This window comes from Staphylococcus sp. EG-SA-10 (assembly GCF_017151945.1).
GTDB lineage: Bacteria > Bacillota > Bacilli > Staphylococcales > Staphylococcaceae > Staphylococcus > Staphylococcus aureus.
In genome coordinates this window covers 55,437-79,117 of record NZ_JACVZJ010000006.1, presented here as the reverse complement: position 1 = coordinate 79,117, position 23,681 = coordinate 55,437, and the positions used below count along the sequence as shown (strand labels likewise).

25 protein-coding genes, 1 riboswitch and 2 other annotated features (1 of these 28 only partly in view) are annotated in these 23,681 nt (G+C 32.8%); of the genes, 24 read left to right on the top strand and 1 reads right to left on the bottom strand.

The genetic code is table 11. From position 1 onward, the window contains the following. The first annotated feature begins 92 nt into the window (after positions 1–92). From gap to IDG45_RS06715, 24 genes are all read left to right on the top strand, one after another. On the top strand, positions 93–1,118 hold the full coding sequence (gene gap, locus IDG45_RS06830) for a type I glyceraldehyde-3-phosphate dehydrogenase (protein ID WP_000106134.1): 1,026 nt from the start codon (positions 93–95) through the stop codon (positions 1,116–1,118). Between the two features lie 209 nt (positions 1,119–1,327). Next, positions 1,328–1,798 carry a transcriptional regulator NrdR gene (nrdR, locus tag IDG45_RS06825; RefSeq protein ID WP_000650082.1) on the top strand — a complete coding sequence of 157 codons (471 nt, stop codon included), beginning with the start codon at positions 1,328–1,330 and terminating at the stop codon, positions 1,796–1,798. Then, complete coding sequence (gene dnaB, locus IDG45_RS06820) at positions 1,799–3,199, top strand: replicative helicase loading/DNA remodeling protein DnaB (protein ID WP_000533486.1); 1,401 nt, start codon at positions 1,799–1,801, stop codon at positions 3,197–3,199. Then, positions 3,199–4,119 carry a primosomal protein DnaI gene (gene dnaI, locus IDG45_RS06815; RefSeq protein ID WP_000808621.1) on the top strand — a complete coding sequence of 307 codons (921 nt, stop codon included), beginning with the start codon at positions 3,199–3,201 and terminating at the stop codon, positions 4,117–4,119. Before dnaB ends, dnaI begins: the two co-directional genes overlap by 1 nt. A gap of 92 nt (positions 4,120–4,211) precedes the next feature. After that, entirely contained in the window at positions 4,212–4,334 is a 123-nt protein-coding gene (locus IDG45_RS06810) for a hypothetical protein (RefSeq protein ID WP_031838009.1), read from the top strand. Positions 4,335–4,529: 195 nt separating this feature from the next. Then, positions 4,530–6,467, top strand: a complete 1,938-nt coding sequence (gene thrS / locus IDG45_RS06805) for a threonine--tRNA ligase (RefSeq protein ID WP_000435136.1) — start codon at positions 4,530–4,532, stop codon at positions 6,465–6,467. Between the two features lie 105 nt (positions 6,468–6,572). Then, a riboswitch (Lysine riboswitch) is annotated at positions 6,573–6,748 on the top strand. Positions 6,749–6,893: 145 nt separating this feature from the next. Continuing rightward, on the top strand, positions 6,894–8,387 hold the full coding sequence (locus IDG45_RS06800) for an amino acid permease (protein ID WP_206171576.1): 1,494 nt from the start codon (positions 6,894–6,896) through the stop codon (positions 8,385–8,387). Between the two features lie 74 nt (positions 8,388–8,461). After that, positions 8,462–8,587, top strand: a sequence feature (ribosomal protein L20 leader region). Positions 8,588–8,615: 28 nt separating this feature from the next. Then, positions 8,616–9,143 (top strand): translation initiation factor IF-3, encoded by a 528-nt coding sequence (gene infC, locus IDG45_RS06795; protein ID WP_001791162.1) that lies wholly within the window; start codon positions 8,616–8,618, stop codon positions 9,141–9,143. Between the two features lie 28 nt (positions 9,144–9,171). Then, positions 9,172–9,372 (top strand): 50S ribosomal protein L35, encoded by a 201-nt coding sequence (gene rpmI, locus IDG45_RS06790; protein ID WP_001125540.1) that lies wholly within the window; start codon positions 9,172–9,174, stop codon positions 9,370–9,372. A 46-nt stretch (positions 9,373–9,418) separates the two neighbouring features. Continuing rightward, on the top strand, positions 9,419–9,775 hold the full coding sequence (rplT, locus tag IDG45_RS06785) for a 50S ribosomal protein L20 (protein ID WP_001138360.1): 357 nt from the start codon (positions 9,419–9,421) through the stop codon (positions 9,773–9,775). 141 nt (positions 9,776–9,916) lie between these two features. Then, the gene (locus IDG45_RS06780) at positions 9,917–10,525 is read left to right on the top strand and encodes an NUDIX domain-containing protein (protein WP_000032660.1); all 609 of its coding nucleotides are present in this window, start codon (positions 9,917–9,919) and stop codon (positions 10,523–10,525) included. Between the two features lie 18 nt (positions 10,526–10,543). Then, positions 10,544–11,473, top strand: a complete 930-nt coding sequence (locus IDG45_RS06775) for a hypothetical protein (protein ID WP_001280019.1) — start codon at positions 10,544–10,546, stop codon at positions 11,471–11,473. A 4-nt stretch (positions 11,474–11,477) separates the two neighbouring features. Beyond that, a complete protein-coding gene (locus IDG45_RS06770) occupies positions 11,478–11,588 on the top strand; it encodes a hypothetical protein (RefSeq protein ID WP_001790560.1) in 111 nt (36 codons plus the stop codon). A gap of 47 nt (positions 11,589–11,635) precedes the next feature. After that, positions 11,636–12,937, top strand: coding sequence for a trigger factor (gene tig, locus IDG45_RS06765; RefSeq protein ID WP_000127565.1), 1,302 nt, complete (start codon positions 11,636–11,638; stop codon positions 12,935–12,937). Positions 12,938–13,087: 150 nt separating this feature from the next. Then, positions 13,088–14,350, top strand: coding sequence for an ATP-dependent Clp protease ATP-binding subunit ClpX (clpX, locus tag IDG45_RS06760; RefSeq protein WP_000472293.1), 1,263 nt, complete (start codon positions 13,088–13,090; stop codon positions 14,348–14,350). Positions 14,351–14,503: 153 nt separating this feature from the next. Beyond that, entirely contained in the window at positions 14,504–15,094 is a 591-nt protein-coding gene (gene yihA, locus IDG45_RS06755; RefSeq protein WP_000867855.1) for a ribosome biogenesis GTP-binding protein YihA/YsxC, read from the top strand. A 216-nt stretch (positions 15,095–15,310) separates the two neighbouring features. Next, positions 15,311–16,657 carry a glutamyl-tRNA reductase gene (gene hemA, locus IDG45_RS06750; protein ID WP_000545451.1) on the top strand — a complete coding sequence of 449 codons (1,347 nt, stop codon included), beginning with the start codon at positions 15,311–15,313 and terminating at the stop codon, positions 16,655–16,657. 21 nt (positions 16,658–16,678) lie between these two features. Beyond that, positions 16,679–17,494, top strand: coding sequence for a cytochrome c biogenesis protein (gene ccsA, locus IDG45_RS06745; RefSeq protein ID WP_001157329.1), 816 nt, complete (start codon positions 16,679–16,681; stop codon positions 17,492–17,494). A 41-nt stretch (positions 17,495–17,535) separates the two neighbouring features. Next, a complete protein-coding gene (gene hemC, locus IDG45_RS06740) occupies positions 17,536–18,462 on the top strand; it encodes a hydroxymethylbilane synthase (protein ID WP_001230227.1) in 927 nt (308 codons plus the stop codon). A gap of 21 nt (positions 18,463–18,483) precedes the next feature. After that, positions 18,484–19,152: a uroporphyrinogen-III synthase gene (locus IDG45_RS06735; RefSeq protein ID WP_000805957.1), complete on the top strand. Its 669-nt coding sequence runs from the start codon at positions 18,484–18,486 to the stop codon at positions 19,150–19,152. Between the two features lie 2 nt (positions 19,153–19,154). Further along, entirely contained in the window at positions 19,155–20,129 is a 975-nt protein-coding gene (gene hemB, locus IDG45_RS06730) for a porphobilinogen synthase (protein WP_000667126.1), read from the top strand. Positions 20,130–20,176: 47 nt separating this feature from the next. Next, positions 20,177–21,463, top strand: coding sequence for a glutamate-1-semialdehyde 2,1-aminomutase (hemL, locus tag IDG45_RS06725; RefSeq protein WP_001270872.1), 1,287 nt, complete (start codon positions 20,177–20,179; stop codon positions 21,461–21,463). Positions 21,464–21,523: 60 nt separating this feature from the next. Continuing rightward, on the top strand, positions 21,524–21,625 hold the full coding sequence (locus tag IDG45_RS06720) for a hypothetical protein (protein WP_014532642.1): 102 nt from the start codon (positions 21,524–21,526) through the stop codon (positions 21,623–21,625). Positions 21,626–21,658: 33 nt separating this feature from the next. Next, positions 21,659–22,732: an AbrB family protein gene (locus tag IDG45_RS06715; protein ID WP_000177995.1), complete on the top strand. Its 1,074-nt coding sequence runs from the start codon at positions 21,659–21,661 to the stop codon at positions 22,730–22,732. A 222-nt stretch (positions 22,733–22,954) separates the two neighbouring features. Here the strand turns inward: IDG45_RS06715 and IDG45_RS06710 are convergent, their stop codons facing one another. Then, positions 22,955–23,515: a DNA-3-methyladenine glycosylase I gene (locus IDG45_RS06710; RefSeq protein WP_001001222.1), complete on the bottom strand. Its 561-nt coding sequence runs from the start codon at positions 23,513–23,515 to the stop codon at positions 22,955–22,957. Positions 23,516–23,572: 57 nt separating this feature from the next. Continuing rightward, positions 23,573–23,681 (top strand) — a binding site (T-box leader) (it continues 193 nt past the right edge of the window).

Below are 23,681 nucleotides of genomic sequence, written 5' to 3'. Positions count from 1 at the left end.
AAATAAATCAACAGAAAACGCTTTCAAATTTCATATAATATGCTATACTAATTCCATAAAGTATAACACATAAAAATCAAGGGGTGCTTTTAATGTCAACGAATATTGCAATTAATGGTATGGGTAGAATTGGAAGAATGGTATTACGTATTGCATTACAAAATAAAAATTTAAATGTAGTAGCGATAAATGCTAGTTATCCACCCGAAACAATTGCACATTTAATCAATTACGATACAACACATGGAAAATATAATCTAAAAGTTGAACCGATTGAAAATGGATTGCAAGTTGGAGATCATAAAATTAAATTGGTTGCTGATCGCAATCCTGAAAACTTGCCATGGAAAGAATTAGATATCGATATTGCTATAGATGCAACTGGTAAATTTAATCATGGTGATAAAGCCATCGCACATATTAAAGCAGGTGCCAAAAAAGTATTGTTAACTGGTCCTTCAAAAGGTGGACATGTTCAAATGGTAGTTAAAGGCGTAAATGATGACCAATTAGATATAGAAGCATTTGACATTTTTAGTAATGCTTCATGTACTACTAATTGCATTGGTCCAGTTGCAAAAGTTTTAAATAATCAGTTTGGAATAGTTAATGGTTTAATGACTACTGTTCACGCTATTACAAATGACCAAAAAAATATTGATAATCCACATAAAGATTTAAGACGTGCACGCTCATGTAATGAAAGCATTATTCCTACTTCTACTGGTGCGGCGAAAGCTTTAAAAGAAGTATTACCAGAATTAGAAGGTAAATTACATGGCATGGCATTACGTGTACCAACAAAGAATGTATCGCTCGTTGATTTAGTTGTTGATTTAGAAAAAGAAGTAACTGCAGAAGAAGTAAACCAAGCTTTTGAAAATGCAGGTTTAGAAGGTATCATTGAAGTCGAACATCAACCACTAGTGTCTGTTGATTTTAATACTAATCCACATTCAGCTATTATTGATGCAAAATCAACAATGGTCATGTCAGGGAATAAAGTAAAAGTTATCGCTTGGTATGATAATGAATGGGGTTATTCAAATAGAGTTGTAGATGTTGCTGAGCAAATTGGAGCACTTTTGACATCAAAAGAAACTGTAAGTGCAAGTTAATACAATTTATTTATAGCCTAACTCTGACTTCGGAGTTAGGTTTTTTATTTTTAATACAATAATATTGTCATGCATATTACTAAATAAGTAACGATATAATGTTTTTTATTGTTTCATTATTTGGTTAAATGAATTAAATTGAGGGATTCTTTTTTCATCTCTAGATTTATAGTATAATTAGGCATAATCAAAATAAAGAGGGTGATGTAATGAAATGCCCGAAATGTAATTCTACACAATCTAAAGTTGTAGATTCAAGGCATGCCGATGAATTAAATGCCATTCGAAGACGAAGAGAATGTGAAAATTGTGGAACACGTTTCACTACATTTGAACATATCGAAGTTAGTCAGCTTATAGTTGTGAAAAAAGATGGCACAAGAGAGCAGTTTTCAAGAGAAAAGATACTTAATGGACTTGTGCGTTCTTGTGAGAAACGACCTGTTAGATATCAACAACTTGAAGACATAACAAACAAGGTTGAATGGCAATTACGAGATGAAGGTCATACGGAAGTGTCTTCACGAGATATAGGTGAACACGTTATGAACTTGTTAATGCATGTTGATCAAGTTTCATATGTTAGATTTGCATCAGTCTATAAAGAATTTAAAGATGTTGATCAATTGTTAGCATCGATGCAAGGGATTTTAAGCGAAAACAAACGGAGTGATGCTTAAATGGGACGACAAGCCTTCGAATTCGGCTTAAGACCAAAGGATCAATTCAAAGTTATGCAACACTTTGATTTAAATACGAATCATTTAGAGGTATTGAATCGACTGTATACACCGCTAATTGGAACACAAGCAGTGGGTTTATATCATTTTATGACTCAATTTGTTAAAGAAAGTCATAATGAAACATTGATTCTTTCTCATTATATTTTTATGAATGAACTTAAAATTAATTTACTAGAGTTTAGACAACAAATGGACTTACTTGAAGCGATTGGATTGTTAAAGGCGTTTGTCAAACATGATGAACAAGAAACACAATTTGTTTACCAATTAATTCAACCGCCTTCAGCACATTTATTTTTTAATGATCCAATGTTGTCAATCTTTTTATATAGTGAAGTTGAGCATCGTCGATTTCATGAGTTGAAGAAATACTTTGAGTATCAACAAATTGATTTGAGTGAATTTAAACAGGTAACGAGACAATTTACTGATGTTTTTAAAGTGCCGTCTACAAAAATAGATATCGATACAAGTGATATTCCGATTAATGAACCGTACCAAGGTATCGATTTATCAAATGAATCTTTTGACTTTGAAATGTTGAGACAAATGTTAGGTAAACATTTTATTAGTCAAGACATTGTTACCAAAGATGCAAAGCGTTTAATTACACAACTCGCGACTTTATATGGTTTAACAGCAGATGGCATGAAGCATGTTATTTTAAATTCAATTACAAGTGGACAACAGTTATCCTTTGAAGAAATGCGTAAACAAGCACGCTCGTATTACTTAATGGAACACGAAAATCAAATGCCTAAATTACAGGTGAAATCTCCTGCTACTTCATCTTCGACGGCCAAATCTTCAGAAGTGAATCCAAAGCCACAAAGTGATGAATGGTTTGAATTACTTGAACAAACGAGTCCAATTGATATGTTAGCTTCTTGGTCTGAATCAGAACCAACTATATCGCAAAAGACAATGGTTGAAGAATTAATTGAACGTGAAAAAATGTCTTTTGGCGTCATTAATATTTTGTTGCAATTTGTCATGTTAAAAGAAGATATGAAACTTCCTAAAGCGTATATTTTGGAAATAGCATCAAATTGGAAGAAAAAAGGTATTAAGACAGCTAAAGAAGCATATAATTATGCTAAAAAAGTTAATCAACCTAAAAATGAGGGTTCTAGCGGAAATTACCAAAAGCGTGGTTCATACTATGGGCAGCGTAATCGCATTTCAAAAGAAAAAACACCTAAATGGTTAGAAAATAGAGATAAACCTAGTGAAGAAGATTCGGCTAAAGATAATAGCGTAGATGATCAACAATTAGAGCAAGATCGACAAGCATTTCTAGATAAATTATCTAAAAAATGGGAGGAGGACAGTCAATAATGAAGCAATTTAAAAGTATAATTAACACGTCGCAGGACTTTGAAAAAAGAATAGAAAAGATAAAAAAAGAAGTAATCAATGACCCAGATGTTAAGCAATTTTTGGAAGCGCATCGAGCTGAATTAACGAATGCTATGATTGATGAAGACTTAAATGTGTTACAAGAGTATAAAGATCAACAAAAACATTATGACGGTCATAAATTTGCTGATTGTCCAAATTTCGTAAAGGGGCATGTGCCTGAGTTATATGTTGATAATAACCGAATTAAAATACGCTATTTACAATGCCCATGTAAAATCAAGTACGACGAAGAACGCTTTGAAGCTGAGCTAATTACATCTCATCATATGCAACGAGATACTTTAAATGCCAAATTGAAAGATATTTATATGAATCATCGAGACCGTCTTGATGTAGCTATGGCAGCAGATGATATATGTACAGCAATAACTAATGGGGAACAAGTGAAAGGCCTTTACCTTTATGGTCCATTTGGGACAGGTAAATCTTTTATTCTAGGTGCAATTGCGAATCAGCTCAAATCTAAGAAGGTACGTTCGACAATTATTTATTTACCGGAATTTATTAGAACATTAAAAGGTGGCTTTAAAGATGGTTCTTTTGAAAAGAAATTACATCGCGTAAGAGAAGCAAACATTTTAATGCTTGATGATATTGGGGCTGAAGAAGTGACTCCATGGGTGAGAGATGAGGTAATTGGACCTTTGTTACATTATCGAATGGTTCATGAATTACCAACATTCTTTAGTTCTAATTTTGACTATAGTGAATTGGAACATCATTTAGCGATGACTCGTGATGGTGAAGAGAAGACTAAAGCAGCACGTATTATTGAACGTGTCAAATCTTTGTCAACACCATACTTTTTATCAGGAGAAAATTTCAGAAACAATTGAATTTTAAAATGATTGGTGTATAATGAATACAAATCTAAATCGTTTAAATGATTGAAGACAAGATGATCTAATCAATATTACACAGAAAGCCATTGTTTGATGAGAATATGGTTAATAAATTAGATGATTACTACTTCATTTATGGTATTTGTAATGAATACTCGGCTCAAGACCGTTATCTTAAGCAGAGATATTTAATACATAACTTGTATTAAATAACTAGGGTGGTACCACGACGATCTCGTCCCTTGTATAGGGGCGGGATTTTTTGTTTTTTTAGACAAAAATGTTCGTTGGTGTCATAAATTCCCTGTTTATTGTTAATAGGTTTAATGTTAAAACGATGATTGTGTTCAATATTTTAACGAGGTCAGATAAAAGTATTTATAAAGCAAATAGGAGGGTTTAACATGGAACAAATTAATATTCAATTTCCAGATGGTAATAAAAAGGCGTTTGATAAAGGTACTACTACTGAAGATATAGCACAATCAATTAGTCCTGGATTACGTAAAAAAGCAGTTGCCGGCAAATTTAACGGGCAACTTGTAGATTTAACTAAACCGCTTGAAACTGATGGATCAATTGAAATTGTGACACCAGGTAGTGAAGAAGCGTTAGAGGTATTACGTCATTCTACTGCACATTTAATGGCACATGCGATTAAAAGATTATATGGTAATGTTAAATTTGGTGTTGGTCCTGTAATAGAAGGTGGCTTCTACTATGACTTCGACATAGACCAAAACATCTCATCTGATGACTTTGAACAAATTGAAAAAACAATGAAACAAATCGTTAACGAAAATATGAAAATCGAACGAAAAGTGGTTTCACGAGATGAAGCGAAAGAGTTATTCAGCAATGATGAATACAAATTAGAATTAATCGACGCGATTCCTGAAGATGAAAATGTAACATTATACAGTCAAGGTGATTTTACTGATTTATGTCGTGGAGTTCACGTTCCATCAACAGCTAAAATTAAAGAGTTTAAACTATTATCTACAGCAGGTGCATACTGGCGTGGAGATAGTAACAACAAAATGTTACAACGTATATACGGTACTGCTTTCTTTGATAAAAAAGAATTAAAAGCACATTTACAAATGTTAGAAGAGCGTAAAGAACGTGATCATCGTAAAATTGGTAAAGAGTTAGAATTATTCACAAATAGCCAATTAGTTGGTGCTGGTTTGCCATTATGGTTACCTAACGGTGCAACAATCAGACGTGAAATTGAACGTTACATTGTTGATAAAGAAGTTAGCATGGGGTATGACCACGTTTATACACCAGTACTTGCTAATGTTGATTTATACAAAACATCTGGTCACTGGGATCACTATCAAGAAGATATGTTCCCACCAATGCAGTTAGATGAAACTGAATCTATGGTATTACGTCCAATGAACTGTCCACATCATATGATGATTTATGCGAATAAACCACACTCATATCGTGAATTACCTATCCGTATCGCTGAGCTAGGAACTATGCATAGATATGAAGCAAGTGGTGCTGTATCAGGATTACAACGTGTTCGTGGTATGACTTTAAATGATTCACATATCTTTGTTCGACCTGATCAAATTAAAGAAGAATTCAAACGCGTTGTAAACATGATTATTGATGTGTATAAAGACTTTGGTTTCGAGGATTATAGCTTTAGATTAAGTTATAGAGACCCTGAAGATAAAGAAAAGTACTTTGATGATGATGACATGTGGAATAAAGCTGAAAATATGCTTAAAGAGGCAGCGGATGAGCTTGGCTTATCGTACGAAGAAGCGATTGGTGAAGCGGCATTCTATGGTCCGAAACTAGATGTTCAAGTTAAAACAGCGATGGGTAAAGAAGAGACATTATCAACAGCACAACTTGATTTCTTATTACCAGAACGTTTTGATCTAACTTATATTGGTCAAGATGGTGAACATCATCGTCCAGTTGTTATTCATCGTGGTGTTGTATCAACAATGGAACGATTTGTAGCATTTTTAACTGAAGAAACTAAAGGTGCATTCCCAACTTGGTTAGCGCCAAAACAAGTTCAAATCATTCCAGTTAACGTTGATTTACATTATGATTATGCGCGACAATTACAAGATGAATTGAAATCTCAAGGTGTTCGTGTAAGTATTGATGAGCGTAATGAAAAAATGGGTTATAAAATTAGAGAAGCTCAAATGCAAAAAATACCTTATCAAATCGTAGTTGGGGATAAGGAAGTTGAAAATAATCAAGTGAATGTGCGTCAATATGGATCGCAAGACCAAGAAACAGTTGAAAAAGATGAATTTATCTGGAATCTAGTTGATGAAATTCGTTTGAAAAAACATAGATAGACAGTTGTCGCAATAAAATGCTTTGAAACTTTTATTGCGTATCAAGTTTTACAGGGTTGATTATGCGTGATGAATCCTGTATATTACAAGTTAGTTAAAATATTAAATTGAGTTAGAGGTTGCATGTTTAATTAGTAACTTGTCAGAAGTATTTATGGTACATAAGTTGAACAAGTGAAAGGTAAAGATGCCGAAATAGATATAAACCATAAATTATATCTATTGGGACAGTTTTCGAATAGGAACTGTACTGTCACAGAATGTGATGTGCTACCTTATATAGATAATTGCCAAAGTGGTTGCATATCTTAAAGGTATGTAGCCACTTTTTTACTTTTAATATCACTATATTCTGTAAAAAAAGGGTATGAAAGTAAATAAAGGTTATTTATTACTTGGCCTCTAAAACATGGAAAGGGAGCTTATATGTCAAAAGTTCAAAATGAAAGTAACAATGTTGTCAAAAGGGGACTTAAAGATCGTCATATTTCTATGATTGCGATTGGGGGTTGTATTGGTACAGGTTTATTTGTAACTTCTGGTGGAGCAATTCATGATGCAGGTGCTTTGGGAGTATTAATAGGATACGCAATTATCGGAATAATGGTATTTTTCTTAATGACGTCACTTGGCGAAATGGCTACTTATTTGCCAGTATCAGGTTCATTTAGTACATATGCTACAAGATTTGTTGATCCATCTTTAGGGTTTGCGCTTGGTTGGAACTATTGGTTTAACTGGGTAGTAACTGTAGCAGCAGATATTACGATTGCAGCACAAGTCATTCAATATTGGACACCATTGCAAGGCATACCCGCTTGGGCGTGGAGTGCATTGTTCTTAGTTATAATTTTTAGTCTGAATTCTTTATCGGTTCGTGTCTATGGTGAAAGTGAATATTGGCTTGCATTAATAAAGGTTGTTACAGTTATCGTTTTTATTGCTATTGGTTTATTAACGATTGTAGGAATTATGGGTGGACATTTTGTAGGATTTGAAATATTTAATAAAGGTGAAGGACCTATTTTAGGTGGCAACCTAGGAGGAAGTTTGTTATCAATTCTAGGTGTATTCTTAATCGCTGGTTTCTCATTCCAAGGTACTGAGTTAATTGGTATTACGGCTGGTGAATCAGAAAATCCTGAACGTGCTGTGCCGAAAGCGATTAAACAAGTATTCTGGAGAATTTTATTATTTTACATTTTAGCCATTTTTGTTATCGGTATGTTAATTCCTTATGATAGTAGTGCATTAATGGGAGGCGGTAATGACGTTGCAACCTCTCCGTTTACGCTAGTTTTCAAAAATGCAGGATTTGCTTTTGCAGCCTCATTTATGAATGCTGTTATCTTAACATCAGTTTTATCAGCAGGAAACTCTGGAATGTATGCCTCAACGCGTATGCTTTATTCAATGAGTAAAGATAAATTGGCGTTTGAAACATTTGGGAAAACAAATAAAAATGGTGTGCCATATATGTCTTTATTAGTAACTGCAATTATTGTAGTCATCATATTTGTGGTACAAAGTGTTACAGAAGGTGCTTATCAATATATCGTTGCTGCAAGTGGGTTAACTGGCTTTATTGCCTGGGTAGGTATCGCAGTGAGTCATTATCGATTTAGAAGAGCATTTGATAAACAAAATTATGATAAATCTAAATTGAAATATACAGCTAAATTGTTTCCGTTCGGACCTATTTTTGCAGCTATCTTATGTATTGTTGTAATCATCGGTCAAGATGTGGACTTTATTAAAACAGGAGATTTTAATTTTAGCCGCTTCCTAATTACGTATATGGGAATTCCAGTATTTTTAGCATTCTTTATTTATCATAAGCTTCGATATAAAACGAAAAAAATTCCATTAGAACAAGTAGATTTACGTCAAGACGTGTCAATGGATGAAATAAAAGGTTAAAATAAAAATAATTACAGTTATGGTGTTGACTTAAATGTGAATTGTTGATATGATTAACAACGTTGAATACGAAACGAACCAAGTAGAAGCACCCGCTTCTCACCTGTAGCGACGCATAAAGCAGTTGGCAGGTTAATCACATTACACATAACTGTGTATAAGGAAGAGCGGGTATTTTATACCTGCTCTTCCTTTTTGCTTGGTGCAAATTTCGTAAAAATTTTGGAGGTGTCAACCATAGCAAAAGATCAAACTCAAATCAATGACAAAATTCGTGCAAAAGAATTACGTTTAATCGGTCAAGATGGTGAACAAATTGGTGTTAAATCAAAGCGTGAAGCTTTAGAAATGGCTGAACGTGTAGATTTAGACTTAGTGGTCGTTGCACCGAATGCGAAACCACCAGTTGCAAGAATTATGGATTACGGTAAATTCAAATTCGAACAACAGAAAAAAGAAAAAGAAATGAAAAAGAAACAAAAAATTATCAATGTTAAAGAAATTCGTTTAAGTCCAACAATTGAGGAACATGATTTCCAAACTAAGTTGAAAAACGGACGTAAATTCTTAACTAAAGGCGATAAATGTAAAGTATCTATTCGTTTCAGAGGGCGTGCCATTACGCATAAGGAAATTGGTCAACGTGTGCTAGAAAAATATGCAGATGAATGCAAAGATATAGCAACAGTTGAACAAAAACCTAAAATGGACGGGCGTCAAATGTTTATTATGTTAGCGCCAACAGCTGAAAAATAATTAAAGCTATTACAGGAGGACTTATATTATGCCAAAAATGAAAACTCACCGCGGAGCAGCTAAACGTGTTAAAAGAACTGCTTCAGGTCAATTAAAACGTTCAAGAGCTTTCACATCTCACTTATTCGCAAACAAGAGCACTAAACAAAAACGTCAATTACGTAAAGCTAGATTAGTGTCTAAGAGCGACATGAAACGTGTAAAACAATTATTAGCATACAAAAAATAAGAACAAATACAGAAATCGGTAGGAATTACCTAAGGAGGAATTTTTTATGCCACGAGTTAAAGGTGGAACAGTAACAAGAGCGCGTCGTAAAAAAACGATTAAATTAGCTAAAGGTTACTTCGGTTCAAAACATACATTATACAAAGTAGCTAAGCAACAAGTAATGAAATCAGGTCAATACGCTTTCCGTGACCGTCGTCAACGTAAACGTGACTTCCGTAAATTATGGATTACACGTATCAACGCAGCAGCTCGTCAACATGAAATGAGCTACTCACGTTTAATGAACGGTTTGAAAAAAGCTGGTATCGACATTAACCGTAAAATGTTATCAGAAATTGCAATTTCTGACGAAAAAGCATTTGCTCAATTAGTAACTAAAGCTAAAGATGCTTTAAAATAATAACACTTATAAAAAAGAGATGGCATTGTCATCTCTTTTTTATTTTTTAAATAGCAAAATGCCACATTTAATCGCTAAAACATGACATATTTGCTAAAATGCATTTAAGAGAACAAACATTAAAGTGAGGAGTTTTATACGATGTCTAAATTTGATGAACAAATCATTGTAGTACCTAGAGAAATTATTTTTAATAATGAAAAGAATACTTTCAATGGGTTTTTAAATAAGAATAAACCAGAAGGTCAAAATATTTTTGATGCGCTAAGTCAATATGAAGTTAAGCGACGCGGCGATATGGAAGAGGATCCATCATATAAACAACTCATTTCTTATTGTTTACTTGAAAATGAGCATGGCGAGATATTAGTGTATGAACGATTATCTGGCGGTGGAGAATCTCGATTGCATGGACAATCTTCAATAGGTGTAGGCGGTCATATGAATGATGTTCCAGGAGCAGAATCTATTAACGAAGTATTGAGAGTTAATGCACAGAGAGAATTAGAAGAAGAAGTAGGTTTAAGTGAGCAAGATTCACAAAATATGGAATATATCGGTTTTATTAATGACGATAATAATGAAGTGGGCAAAGTACATATTGGTGTTGTATTTAAAATCACTGTAAGTACGAATGATGTAGAAGCTAAAGAAACAGATACTTTACGAATAAAATGGGTTGAAAAAGGCAACATAGAGTCATATGATGATTTCGAAACGTGGAGCGCATTAATCCTTCAAGATTTATAATCAAACGAGGTGACATATATGTCAGATATTATTCAGTTTCCTAACTCTTCGAAAAAGTTATATAAAGATATAAAACGTGCTGAACAAGACCAAAACTATGACCTGATGTATGAATATATTGTACAATATGAACGTCAATTTGAACTCACTGAAGAAATAGCAATGATGAAATGCCGTATGTTATATGAGACGGGGTCATTTCTTGAATTAAGAGAAGAAACAATTGTCTTATTGAAAACTGGCATACAACAATATGATGCATTGATGATTTATTACGTGAAAAGTTTGATTGGTTTGGGACAATATTTTGAAGCGGTAGAAGTAATTCATCAAATTATTGATGAAGTCAAAGATCACAAAACAAGAATGGCATTACATCCTCTTAAGGAATTTGCTAAGTCAAAATTAATTGAAGATGAAAAACGATTGACTCAGTCATTAACTGATTTTGATACGTTATCAATGAGGGAACAGACGCACTTGATTTTGAAGTTAATAGACAATGGTCATTTTCAATTTCAAGAAACGGTATTATATATATTAAAATCTAATACGTACAGTTATAACCTAATTAGTTTAATGATTGAGTATTTAAGGTTCGCAAATTGTACACAAGAACTGACAATTGAAAAGTATGGTATGGATGTAACTTTTGTACCAGCTAATTTAAAAGGGCTAGAACATACAACACTGAAAGAAAAAGTTATACCTAACGTAATGGAAACATTAAATGATGGTGCTTTACATATCGCTGAAGAAGCACACCATATTATGAATAATCACTCTATCATGATTTATCCAATTGATATTGAAACTTTGTTTGAAACGAATAAATGGATTAATGCATACGAATGTTATTTCAAAAATATGTTAGAACTTAAATGTGAATTACAAAGTATCGATGCATTTAATTTTATTCAGCAATTAGATTTGAATAATAATAGTTAAATTGTTGCAAAATAATACTCAGCATTTTAATATAGTTTTGACGAAAAAAGTTGATTTACAAATATATAAACGTTGTGATTTCAATGTTTGTATAGGGAATAGACCTATGATATAATAGGGAAGTTGAAAAAATAAATTAGTTAATCATGGAGGTATATATACATGACAGCAACTTGGGAAAAAAAGGAAGGTAACGAAGGTTTATTAACTGTTACTGTTCCTGCAGAAAAAGTAAACAAAGCGTTAGATCAAGCATTCAAAAAAGTGGTTAAACAAATTAACGTACCTGGATTCCGTAAAGGTAAAGTACCACGTCCAATTTTCGAACAACGCTTTGGTGTAGAAGCATTATATCAAGATGCTATCGACATTTTATTACCAGATGCTTATGGTGAAGCAATTGACGAAACTGATATTAAACCAGTTGCACAACCAGAAGTAAGTGTTACTCAAATTGAAAAAGGTAAAGATTTCATTTTTGAAGCAACAGTTATAGTTGAGCCAGAAGTTAAATTAGGAGACTATAAAGGTCTTGAAATTGAAAAACAAGAAACTGAATTATCTGATGATGAGTTACAAGAAGCAATTGACCACAGCTTAGGACATTTAGCTGAAATGGTAGTTAAAGAAGATGGTGTTGTTGAAAATGGCGACACAGTTAACATCGACTTTAGTGGTTCAGTTGACGGAGAAGAATTCGAAGGTGGACAAGCTGAAGGTTACGATTTAGAAATCGGTTCAGGTTCATTCATTCCTGGTTTCGAAGAGCAATTAGAAGGTATGAAAGTTGACGAAGAAAAAGATGTTGTCGTAACATTCCCAGAAGAATACCATGCTGAAGAATTAGCTGGTAAAGAAGCAACTTTCAAAACAAAAGTTAACGAAATTAAATTCAAGGAAGTTCCAGAATTAACAGATGAAATTGCTAATGAATTAGATGCAGAAGCAAATACAGTAGACGAGTACAAAGAAAACTTACGTAAACGTTTAGCTGAACAAAAAGCTACAGATGCAGAAAATGTTGAAAAAGAAGAAGCGATTACTAAAGCTACTGATAATACAACAATCGATATTCCTGAAGCAATGGTTAATACTGAATTAGATCGTATGGTGTCTGAATTTGCACAAAGAATTCAACAACAAGGTTTAGATTTACAAACGTACTTCCAAATCTCAGGTCAAGATGAATCTCAATTAAGAGAGCAAATGAAAGACGATGCAGAACAACGTGTTAAAACTAATTTAACTTTAACTGCGATCGCTGAAGCTGAAAAAATCGAAGCTACTGATGAAGATATCGATAAAGAATTAGAAAAAATGAGTAAACAATTTAATATCTCAGTTGAAGATATCAAAAATACTTTAGGTAATACTGATATCATTAAAAATGATGTTCGTATCCAAAAAGTTATCGATTTATTAAGAGATAACGCAAAGTTCGTTGAAGGAACTAAAGAAGATTAATCTTCATTAAATATTAAATTACAAAAATGAGTAGCAGATGCATAGCTTATGTATCTGCTACTATTCTTTAAGCAAAAAGTTTGTATGTTAATATGTTGCATTGTAATATCCAATCTAGTATAGTCTTTAACGAATAGGGGTGTAAAAAGAATGTTTAAATTCAATGAAGATGAAGAAAATTTGAAATGCTCTTTCTGCGGAAAAGACCAAGATCAAGTAAAAAAACTTGTAGCAGGAAGTGGTGTATATATTTGTAATGAGTGTATTGAATTATGCTCAGAAATCGTCGAAGAAGAATTAGCTCAAAACACTTCTGAAGCGATTACAGAATTACCTACTCCTAAAGAAATTATGGATCATTTAAACGAATATGTTATTGGTCAAGAAAAAGCTAAAAAATCTTTAGCTGTGGCTGTTTATAACCACTATAAGCGTATTCAACAATTAGGACCAAAAGAAGATGATGTTGAATTACAAAAAAGTAACATTGCCTTAATTGGTCCAACAGGTAGTGGTAAAACATTATTAGCCCAAACATTAGCCAAGACGTTGAATGTACCATTTGCAATTGCAGATGCGACAAGTTTAACTGAAGCTGGTTATGTAGGCGATGATGTTGAAAATATCTTGTTGAGATTAATTCAAGCAGCTGACTTTGACATTGATAAAGCCGAAAAAGGTATTATTTATGTAGATGAAATTGATAAAATTGCACGTAAATCTGAAAACACATCTATAACACGTGACGTTTCAGGTGAAGGTGTTCAACAAGCATTGCTTAAAATCTTAGAAGGTACAACTGCAAGTGTTCCGCCACAAGGTGGACGCAAACATCCAAACCAAGAAATGATTCAAATTGATACAACAAATATCTTATTTATTCTTGGTGGTGCCTTTGATGGTATTGAAGAAGTGATTAAGCGCCGTCTTGGTGAAAAAGTTATTGGTTTCTCAAGCAATGAAGCTGATAAATATGACGAACAAGCATTATTAGCACAAATTCGCCCAGAAGATTTGCAAGCCTATGGTTTGATTCCTGAATTTATCGGACGTGTGCCAATTGTAGCTAATTTAGAAACATTAGATGTAACTGCGTTGAAAAACATCTTAACGCAACCTAAAAATGCACTTGTGAAACAATATACTAAAATGCTGGAATTAGATGATGTGGATTTAGAGTTCACTGAAGAAGCTTTATCAGCAATTAGTGAAAAAGCAATTGAAAGAAAAACAGGTGCGCGTGGTTTACGTTCAATCATAGAAGAATCGTTAATCGATATTATGTTTGATGTGCCTTCTAACGAAAATGTAACGAAGGTAGTTATTACAGCACAAACAATTAATGAAGAAACTGAACCAGAACTATACGACGCAGAAGGTAATTTAATTAATAATAGTAAAACATCAGCTTAATCATTGATGTGTTATAAAAGTGAAAAGCTCCAATCAAAGTTGACGCTCAAATAATTTAACTTTGATCGGAGCTTTTTTATAATGTATACCGAAAGGTTCAAATATTATATAATGGTAGAGTTAAAAGAAAATATAAAAAAGTGAGGATATAAAATGAAAGTTAATACTAATAATATAGAATTAATCATTAGTGCAGTAAAGGAAGAACAATATCCAGAAACAGAATTGTCTGAAGTTGCACTGAGCGGTCGATCTAATGTAGGTAAGTCTACATTTATCAATAGTATGATTGGTAGAAAAAATATGGCACGTACATCACAGCAACCCGGCAAAACGCAAACGTTAAATTTTTATAATATAGATGAACAACTTATTTTTGTGGATGTTCCAGGGTATGGATATGCTAAAGTAAGTAAAACACAACGTGAAAAATTTGGGAAAATGATTGAGGAATATATAACTAAGAGAGAGAATTTGCAATTAGTTATTCAATTAGTTGATTTAAGACATGATCCAACACAAGATGATATCTTAATGTACAATTATTTGAAACATTTTGATATTCCTACTTTAGTTATATGTACTAAAGAAGACAAAATTCCAAAAGGTAAAGTTCAAAAGCATATTAAAAATATTAAGACACAATTAGATATGGACCCAGACGATACAATTGTAAGTTATTCATCAATTCAAAATAATAAACAACAACAAATATGGAATTTAATTGAACCGTATATTTCATAGTTTTTGTACGACAAAACTTATACAAAAATTTTAAAAATAATGTAAGCACGAAACTTTTAATTAGTACACAATTGATAACATTTTTCAACGTTCATCATTTTGTCAAAAACTCAAAAGTAAATTAGAAAGATTATAATTTATTTAAGCATCGTACTTAATTGGATTTTAAATTATGTTATAATATTTGTATTGTTAGTATATATGGGGGCGTTTCAAATGCATTTTATTGCAATTAGTATAAATCATCGCACAGCTGATGTTGCACTAAGAGAGCAAGTTGCTTTTAGAGATGATGCCTTACGAATTGCCCATGAAGATTTATATGAAACTAAATCTATTTTAGAAAATGTCATATTATCAACATGTAATCGAACTGAAGTATATGCTGTTGTTGATCAAATTCACACAGGTCGTTACTATATTCAACGATTTCTAGCTCGTGCATTTGGATTTGAAGTAGATGATATTAAAGCAATGTCAGAAGTAAAAGTGGGGGACGAAGCAGTAGAACATTTATTGCGTGTCACTTCTGGTTTAGATTCAATCGTACTTGGAGAAACTCAAATTTTAGGTCAAATAAGAGATGCATTTTTCTTAGCGCAAAGCACAGGTACGACAGGAACAATTTTTAATCATCTATTTAAACAGGCAATTACTTTTGCAAAAAGAGCACATAATGAAACAGATATAGCTGATAATGCTGTAAGTGTGTCTTATGCTGCGGTCGAGTTGGCGAAAAAAGTATTTGGCAAATTGAAAAGTAAGCAAGCTATCATTATTGGTGCAGGGGAAATGAGTGAATTATCACTATTAAATCTTCTTGGTTCTGGAATTACTGATATTACAGTAGTAAATAGAACAATTGAAAATGCTATGAAATTAGCAGCAAAGCATCAAGTAAAATATGATGAACTATCATCATTACCAAATTTACTTGAAAGTGCAGATATTGTGATTAGTTCAACGAGTGCACAATCTTATATCATTACAAATGAAATGATAGAAAGAATTGCAGAAAATAGAAAGCAAGATTCACTAGTATTGATTGATATTGCAGTTCCTCGAGATATTGAACCTGGTATTAGTGCCATCACAAACATCTTTAATTATGACGTTGATGACTTAAAAGGTTTAGTTGATGCAAACTTACGTGAGCGACAATTAGCGGCTGCAACAATTTCGGAACAAATTCCTGCAGAAATACATGCACACAATGAGTGGATTAGTATGTTGGGTGTTGTTCCAGTGATTAGAGCTTTACGTGAAAAAGCTATGGCAATTCAAGCAGAAACGATGGACAGTATTGATCGTAAATTGCCAGGGTTAAGCGAAAGAGAACGTAAAATTATATCTAAACATACAAAAAGTATCATCAATCAAATGTTGAAAGATCCTATTAAACAGGCCAAAGAATTAAGTAGTGATAAGAAAAGTAATGAAAAATTAGAGCTATTTCAAAATATATTTGATATCGAAGCTGAATGTCCTCATGAGCAAGCGAAGCAACAAAAAGAAAGCAAGGTCAAGGAGATTTCAGCGCGACGTATCTTTAGTTTTGAATAAGCATATTAATATGGTGATAATATGCAAGAAAACCTGTTTATTCGATTCAATGAAATTATATTATTAATATACTTAATCAGTATCATTTGCTATTTTTATGATTTTGTCCAAAAAAGTCATAAGATTAGAAGTTTAGGCATATATTTATTGGGGATTGTTTGGGTTTTACAAACAATCTCTTTATCTATTTTTATTATACAAACTAGACATATTCCATTAGGGTCTATTTCAGATGTATTCTATACTTTAAGTTGGCTGATTATTTCAATCTCTTTAATTCTTAACCTTATCAAAGTTTTGAATTTCTCTGTGTTTTTCTTGAATTTAATAGGGTTAACACTTTTAGGGATGAATACATTTCAACCGACACATTATACTAATAAGGTTCAGAAAATTGCTGTTGTAGACGAGTTACTGTTAGTCCATATTGGTCTAGCTGTGTTAAGTTATGTCTTCTTTGCCTTAGCTTTTGTCAATGCATTACTGTATATCATGCAATACCGTAATTTGAAGGAAAAGCGTTTTGATCAAAAATACTTTAGAATAGGTAGCGTTGCTACACTTGAATCAATTGTGTTTTACTCAACGTTAAGTGGGTGGATAATTCTTATATTTAGTATTATTTTAGGTACACAGTGGGGTGTAATTTCAGTTGGTGAACGTATATTCATTGACCCGAAGGTAATACTCTCTTCAATTATTACAGTATTATATGGAAGTTATATTTTACTTAGAATCAACAAATGGTTGAATTCAAGGTATTTAATATACTATAACATTATTTTATTTTGCTTAAATATGATTAATTTATTTTTTGCAACACATTTTGTGAATTGAGAAAATAATCTAGAGCAATCCGTTCCTAGGAGGAATTGAACATGCGTAAATTAGTCGTTGGCTCCAGAAGAAGTAAATTAGCTTTAACACAAAGCCAGCAATTTATTGATAAATTAAAAGCTGTCGAGCCAAATCTAGAAATTGAAATTAAAGAAATTGTCACGAAAGGCGATCGTATAGTAGATAAACAATTGTCTAAAGTCGGAGGCAAAGGCTTATTTGTTAAAGAAATACAACATGAACTTTTTGAAAAAAATATCGACATGGCAATACACTCGCTTAAAGACGTACCAAGTGTAATTCCGGAAGGTTTAACTTTAGGTTGTATCCCTGATAGAGAATTACCTTTTGATGCGTATATTTCTAAAACACATACACCACTATCCCAATTGCCAGAAGGCAGTATTATTGGTACTAGTTCATTACGTCGTGGTGCACAAATATTATCTAAGTATCCTAATTTAGAGATTAAATGGATTAGAGGTAATATAGATACACGATTAGAAAAGTTACAAACTGAAGATTATGATGCGATTATTTTAGCTGCAGCTGGTTTAAGAAGAATGGGCTGGTCAGATGATATCGTAACATCTTATCTTGATAGAGATACATTGTTACCTGCAATCGGACAAGGTGCTTTAGGGATAGAATGTCGTAGTGACGATGAAGAACTATTAACATTATTAAGCAAAGTACATAATGATGAGGTTGCAAAATGTGTGACTGCTGAACGAACGTTTTTAGCAGAAATGGATGGTAGTTGTCAGGTGCCAATCGCAGGATATGCTACAATCTCAGATCAAAACGAAATCGAATTTACAGGTTTAATTATGACCCCAGATGGTAAAGAGCGATTTGAATATACAATGAACGGAACAGATCCGGTTGAGTTAGGCAAAAAAGTGAGTAACAAATTAAAAGAGCAAGGTGCTTATGAAATTATAAAACGCTTAAATGAACAACATTAAATAATGGAGTGACGTTTAAATATGAAGCCAGTTGTAGTTATGACACAAACAAATGACGTGCAAAGTGATTTAGTATCAATTATTCACAAACCCTTTATTGATATAAAGTCACTAAATTTTGATATTCATTTGTTAAATCAACGCTATGACTGGCTTATTTTTTCATCTAAAAATGCTGTAAAATTCTTTTATAAATATCTAAAAGGAATTAATGTTGATAACATTGCTGTGATAGGAAGTAAGACAGCGCAATATTGTGAATCACTTGGCATTCAAGTTGATTTTATGCCAAACGACTTTTCTCAAGAAGGATTTTTAAAATCATTTAATCAAACTAACCAAAAAATACTTTTGCCTTCGAGTGAATTGGCGAGACCATTGTTATCAGCAGCGTTATCTAAAGATAATGAAGTTGTTAAAATAGATTTATATACTTCAGTGCCTAACAAACAAAATATACAAGATGTTAAAGAAATGATAGAACATCAACAAATCGATGCATTAACATTTTCAAGTTCGTCGGCAGTACGTTATTATTTTAATGAAGGATTTGTACCAAAATTCAAGTCGTATTTTGCTATTGGAGAACAAACAGCACGGACCATTAAATCATATCAACAACCAGTAACAATTGCAGAAATTCAAACACTTGAATCACTAATTGAAAAGATTTTAGAAAGTAGGGGCTAAAAATGAAATTTGATAGACATAGAAGATTGAGATCATCAGCGACAATGAGAGACATGGTTAGAGAGAATCATGTAAGAAAAGAAGATTTAATATATCCAATTTTTGTAGTTGAAAAAGACGATGTGAAAAAAGAAATTAAGTCATTGCCAGGTGTATACCAAATCAGTTTGAATTTACTTGAAAGTGAATTAAAAGAAGCTTATGACTTAGGTATACGTGCCATTATGTTTTTCGGTGTTCCAAACTCAAAAGATGATATAGGTACTGGTGCATACATTCACGATGGTGTTATTCAACAGGCAACACGTATTGCTAAAAAAATGTATGATGACTTATTAATTGTTGCAGACACTTGTTTGTGTGAATATACTGATCATGGTCATTGTGGTGTGATTGATGACCATACACATGACGTTGACAATGATAAATCATTGCCACTACTTGTTAAAACAGCAATTTCTCAAGTGGAAGCTGGAGCTGATATTATTGCACCAAGTAATATGATGGATGGTTTTGTTGCTGAAATTCGTCGTGGACTAGATGAAGCCGGCTATTACAATATTCCTATAATGAGTTATGGTGTCAAGTATGCATCTAGTTTCTTTGGACCTTTTAGAGATGCAGCAGATTCAGCGCCATCATTTGGTGATAGAAAAACGTATCAGATGGACCCTGCTAACCGTTTGGAAGCACTTCGTGAATTAGAAAGTGATCTTAAAGAAGGGTGCGACATGATGATTGTTAAACCTGCTCTAAGTTATTTAGACATAGTTCGAGACGTTAAAAATCATACGAATGTTCCAGTTGTTGCATATAATGTGAGTGGAGAATATAGTATGACTAAAGCAGCGGCACAAAATGGTTGGATAGATGAAGAACGTGTCGTTATGGAACAAATGGTTTCAATGAAACGTGCAGGTGCTGATATGATTATTACGTATTTTGCAAAGGACATTTGTCGCTATTTAGATAAATAAGGTTTTATATGTATGATTTTCCATAAACTGTAGGAGGAATTTACTTTATGAGATATACGAAGTCAGAAGAAGCAATGAAGGTTGCTGAAACCTTAATGCCTGGTGGTGTAAATAGTCCAGTACGCGCATTTAAATCAGTAGATACACCAGCAATTTTTATGGATCACGGTAAAGGCTCAAAAATTTATGATATCGATGGTAACGAGTATATCGACTATGTACTAAGTTGGGGGCCGCTTATTTTAGGACATAGAGACCCTCAAGTTATTAGTCATTTATATGAAGCAATTGATAAAGGTACAAGTTTTGGTGCATCAACATTACTTGAAAATAAATTGGCGCAGCTCGTAATTGACCGAGTACCTTCAATAGAAAAAGTGCGTATGGTGTCATCTGGTACAGAAGCTACATTGGATACTTTAAGATTAGCACGTGGTTATACTGGCAGAAATAAAATTGTGAAATTTGAAGGTTGCTATCATGGTCATAGTGATTCGTTATTAATCAAAGCTGGGTCTGGGGTGGCAACATTAGGATTGCCGGATTCTCCTGGTGTGCCTGAAGGTATTGCTAAAAATACAATTACAGTTCCATACAATGATTTAGATGCACTTAAAATCGCTTTCGAAAAATTTGGAGACGATATTGCTGGTGTAATCGTAGAACCTGTTGCTGGTAATATGGGTGTCGTACCGCCGATTGAAGGTTTTTTACAGGGATTAAGAGATATTACGACTGAATACGGCGCATTGCTAATTTTCGATGAAGTAATGACTGGTTTCAGAGTCGGTTATCATTGTGCACAAGGTCACTTTGGTGTGACACCAGATTTAACTTGCTTAGGAAAAGTTATCGGTGGAGGACTACCTGTAGGTGCTTTTGGTGGTAAAAAAGAAATCATGGATCATATAGCACCATTAGGAAATATTTATCAAGCTGGTACGTTATCAGGAAATCCTCTTGCAATGACAAGTGGTTATGAAACGTTAAGTCAATTAACGCCAGAGACATATGAGTATTTTAATATGTTAGGCGATATACTTGAAGACGGTTTAAAGCGTGTATTTGCTAAACACAATGTACCAATAACTGTAAATAGAGCAGGTTCAATGATTGGTTATTTCTTAAATGAAGGACCTGTAACTAATTTTGAACAAGCGAATAAAAGTGATTTGAAATTATTTGCAGAAATGTATCGTGAAATGGCAAAAGAAGGTGTATTTTTACCACCATCTCAATTTGAAGGTACATTCTTATCTACGGCACACACGAAAGAAGATATTGAAAAAACGATTCAAGCATTTGATACGGCTTTAAGTCGTATTGTAAAATAAATATACGGACAAATTGAGAGCCTGAACTTTGTTCAGGCTCTTTTTAAATGTATATCAGACATGGGCAGCGACTTGATAGTGAAAGTCCATATATGCTTTGTAGTCAAAACTGCTAGCGGATATTGTTATCTTAACAAACGTGAAGCTCAAGCAGCAATTTAGTCATTTTATTTTTTATTGAAAGAAGTGGAAAACATGACAATGATATATAGAAATAATTTCATTGTGTTCGTTTTATCATTTTTTATTAGTATTATATTGTATTCATCGCACGTATTACTCCCATTTATGTTTGGTCCTATTATCGCATCAATCATTTGTGTGAAAGTTTTCAAACTTGATATTAAATGGCCATTCTTACTTAGTGAATTAGGGATTGTACTATTAGGTGTGCAAATCGGATCAACGTTTACGAAAAATGTCGTTATGGATATTAAAGACAATTGGCTTTCGATTATTGTTGTATCTATTTCGATATTATTAATTGCATTAGTAATGGCATTTATTTTCAAAAAAATTGCACGTATTAATACAGAAACAGCTATTTTAAGTGTTATACCAGGAGCACTAACACAAATGCTGGTCATGGCTGAACAAGACAAACGTGCTAATTTGTTAGTAGTTAGCTTAACGCAAACATCACGAATTATATTTGTTGTTGTTTTAGTACCGTTCATTTCATATTTTTTTCATGATGGTAACATGCATGCGAATGGTAAGTTAACAAAAGTCTTGCCTTTATCACAAGTATTAAACATAGGGCAAATAGTTATTTTAGTGATAGCTATCTTTATAGTTTATCTAATTATGTCTAAAATAAAGTTTCCAACATTTCAATTATTAGCACCACTCATTGTATTAATTGTTTGGAATTTTTCTACAGGTTTAACATTTACACTAGATCATTGGTTGTTGAACATGGCACAACTAATATATATGATTAGAATTGGAGTTCAAATAGCGCATTTATTGTCAGATTTAAAAGGTAGACTAGCAATCGCAATTACAATTCAAAATATTATGTTGATAATTGGTGCGCTAATCATGGTTTATGTCATACATTTCTTTGATAATAATCCTATAAATGAATTGTTTCTTGGTGCAGCACCAGGAGGGGTTAATCAGATAGTTTTAGTTGCATTAGCTACTGGTGCCGATGTTGCTATGATTACGAGTTATCATATTTTCCGAATCTTTTTCATCCTATTTATTATTGCACCAGGAATTAATTACTTTTTAAAATATCGTTCGAATAAGCGTGAAGATTAGAAACTATCATCCATTTAAGTTAAATTATGCTTAGGATAGAATTCATTATTAAGGTTTAAGCAAAGGTTGTACATCTATTTTTAGATTAAGATATTTAATATTAGCAGTGCATTAACATGGAACTTTAACTTGTGATTTGAATAAATTTCTACATTAAAAAACGAGACAGTCTATTAGTTAAAAATAGATGATGTCTCGTTTACTTTATGATGCTATAGCAAATTAATTGTGTTTAGGCTTTGATGGACAATCTTTTAAATGTGCATCATATAAACCGGCTGCTTCTAAAAACGAAAATACTGTTACTGGACCTAAAAATTTAAACCCGTATTGTTTTAAATCTTTAGATAGTTGTGTTGCAGTATCATCAACTGTGATACGATCAGAAGCATGTTCATACTGTAAATCTTTAGGCTTACCATTTACATAAGACCATAAAAATTTACTAAAACTACCATATGCTTGTTCAATTTTTAAATACCCTTGAGCTTGATTAACAATTGCTTCTAATTTTTTACGATGATGAACGATATTTGGAAAAGTCATTAAGCGGTCGATATCATGAGCGGTCATTTGTGCTACCTTTTCTGGTTCGAAATCATAAAATGCTTCTTCATAGGCTTCTTTCTTTTTTAAAATAGTTAACCAAGATAGCCCAGCATGTTGTGATTCTAATGCTAAAAGTTTAAACAATGCCTTGCTATCATAGAGCGGTTGCCCCCATACATGATCATGATAGTCTAAGTAGACTGGATCTTTAGTTCCAAATGCGCATTCATTCATTTTATTCCCACCTATACATTGACTTATTTTGTCAATCATTATACTATAAGTTAAGAGTTTAATATAGGATTTGGGAAGAGTAAGTTCAAATTATTTTAAAGAGAGCATATGATTTGGTGTGAGTATGTAAATGATTTTTACTGAAGGTAGCCCACAGAGTATCTTA

Coding starts and splice junctions, on each gene's coding strand:
- gap (WP_000106134.1), top strand. CDS start 93: ATGTCAACGAATATTGCAATTAATGGTATGGGTAGAATTGGAAGAATG.
- nrdR (WP_000650082.1), top strand. CDS start 1,328: ATGAAATGCCCGAAATGTAATTCTACACAATCTAAAGTTGTAGATTCA.
- dnaB (WP_000533486.1), top strand. CDS start 1,799: ATGGGACGACAAGCCTTCGAATTCGGCTTAAGACCAAAGGATCAATTC.
- dnaI (WP_000808621.1), top strand. CDS start 3,199: ATGAAGCAATTTAAAAGTATAATTAACACGTCGCAGGACTTTGAAAAA.
- thrS (WP_000435136.1), top strand. CDS start 4,530: ATGGAACAAATTAATATTCAATTTCCAGATGGTAATAAAAAGGCGTTT.
- IDG45_RS06800 (WP_206171576.1), top strand. CDS start 6,894: ATGTCAAAAGTTCAAAATGAAAGTAACAATGTTGTCAAAAGGGGACTT.
- rpmI (WP_001125540.1), top strand. CDS start 9,172: ATGCCAAAAATGAAAACTCACCGCGGAGCAGCTAAACGTGTTAAAAGA.
- rplT (WP_001138360.1), top strand. CDS start 9,419: ATGCCACGAGTTAAAGGTGGAACAGTAACAAGAGCGCGTCGTAAAAAA.
- IDG45_RS06780 (WP_000032660.1), top strand. CDS start 9,917: ATGTCTAAATTTGATGAACAAATCATTGTAGTACCTAGAGAAATTATT.
- IDG45_RS06775 (WP_001280019.1), top strand. CDS start 10,544: ATGTCAGATATTATTCAGTTTCCTAACTCTTCGAAAAAGTTATATAAA.
- tig (WP_000127565.1), top strand. CDS start 11,636: ATGACAGCAACTTGGGAAAAAAAGGAAGGTAACGAAGGTTTATTAACT.
- clpX (WP_000472293.1), top strand. CDS start 13,088: ATGTTTAAATTCAATGAAGATGAAGAAAATTTGAAATGCTCTTTCTGC.
- yihA (WP_000867855.1), top strand. CDS start 14,504: ATGAAAGTTAATACTAATAATATAGAATTAATCATTAGTGCAGTAAAG.
- hemA (WP_000545451.1), top strand. CDS start 15,311: ATGCATTTTATTGCAATTAGTATAAATCATCGCACAGCTGATGTTGCA.
- ccsA (WP_001157329.1), top strand. CDS start 16,679: ATGCAAGAAAACCTGTTTATTCGATTCAATGAAATTATATTATTAATA.
- hemC (WP_001230227.1), top strand. CDS start 17,536: ATGCGTAAATTAGTCGTTGGCTCCAGAAGAAGTAAATTAGCTTTAACA.
- IDG45_RS06735 (WP_000805957.1), top strand. CDS start 18,484: ATGAAGCCAGTTGTAGTTATGACACAAACAAATGACGTGCAAAGTGAT.
- hemB (WP_000667126.1), top strand. CDS start 19,155: ATGAAATTTGATAGACATAGAAGATTGAGATCATCAGCGACAATGAGA.
- hemL (WP_001270872.1), top strand. CDS start 20,177: ATGAGATATACGAAGTCAGAAGAAGCAATGAAGGTTGCTGAAACCTTA.
- IDG45_RS06720 (WP_014532642.1), top strand. CDS start 21,524: ATGGGCAGCGACTTGATAGTGAAAGTCCATATATGCTTTGTAGTCAAA.
- IDG45_RS06715 (WP_000177995.1), top strand. CDS start 21,659: ATGACAATGATATATAGAAATAATTTCATTGTGTTCGTTTTATCATTT.
- IDG45_RS06710 (WP_001001222.1), bottom strand. CDS start 23,515: ATGAATGAATGCGCATTTGGAACTAAAGATCCAGTCTACTTAGACTAT.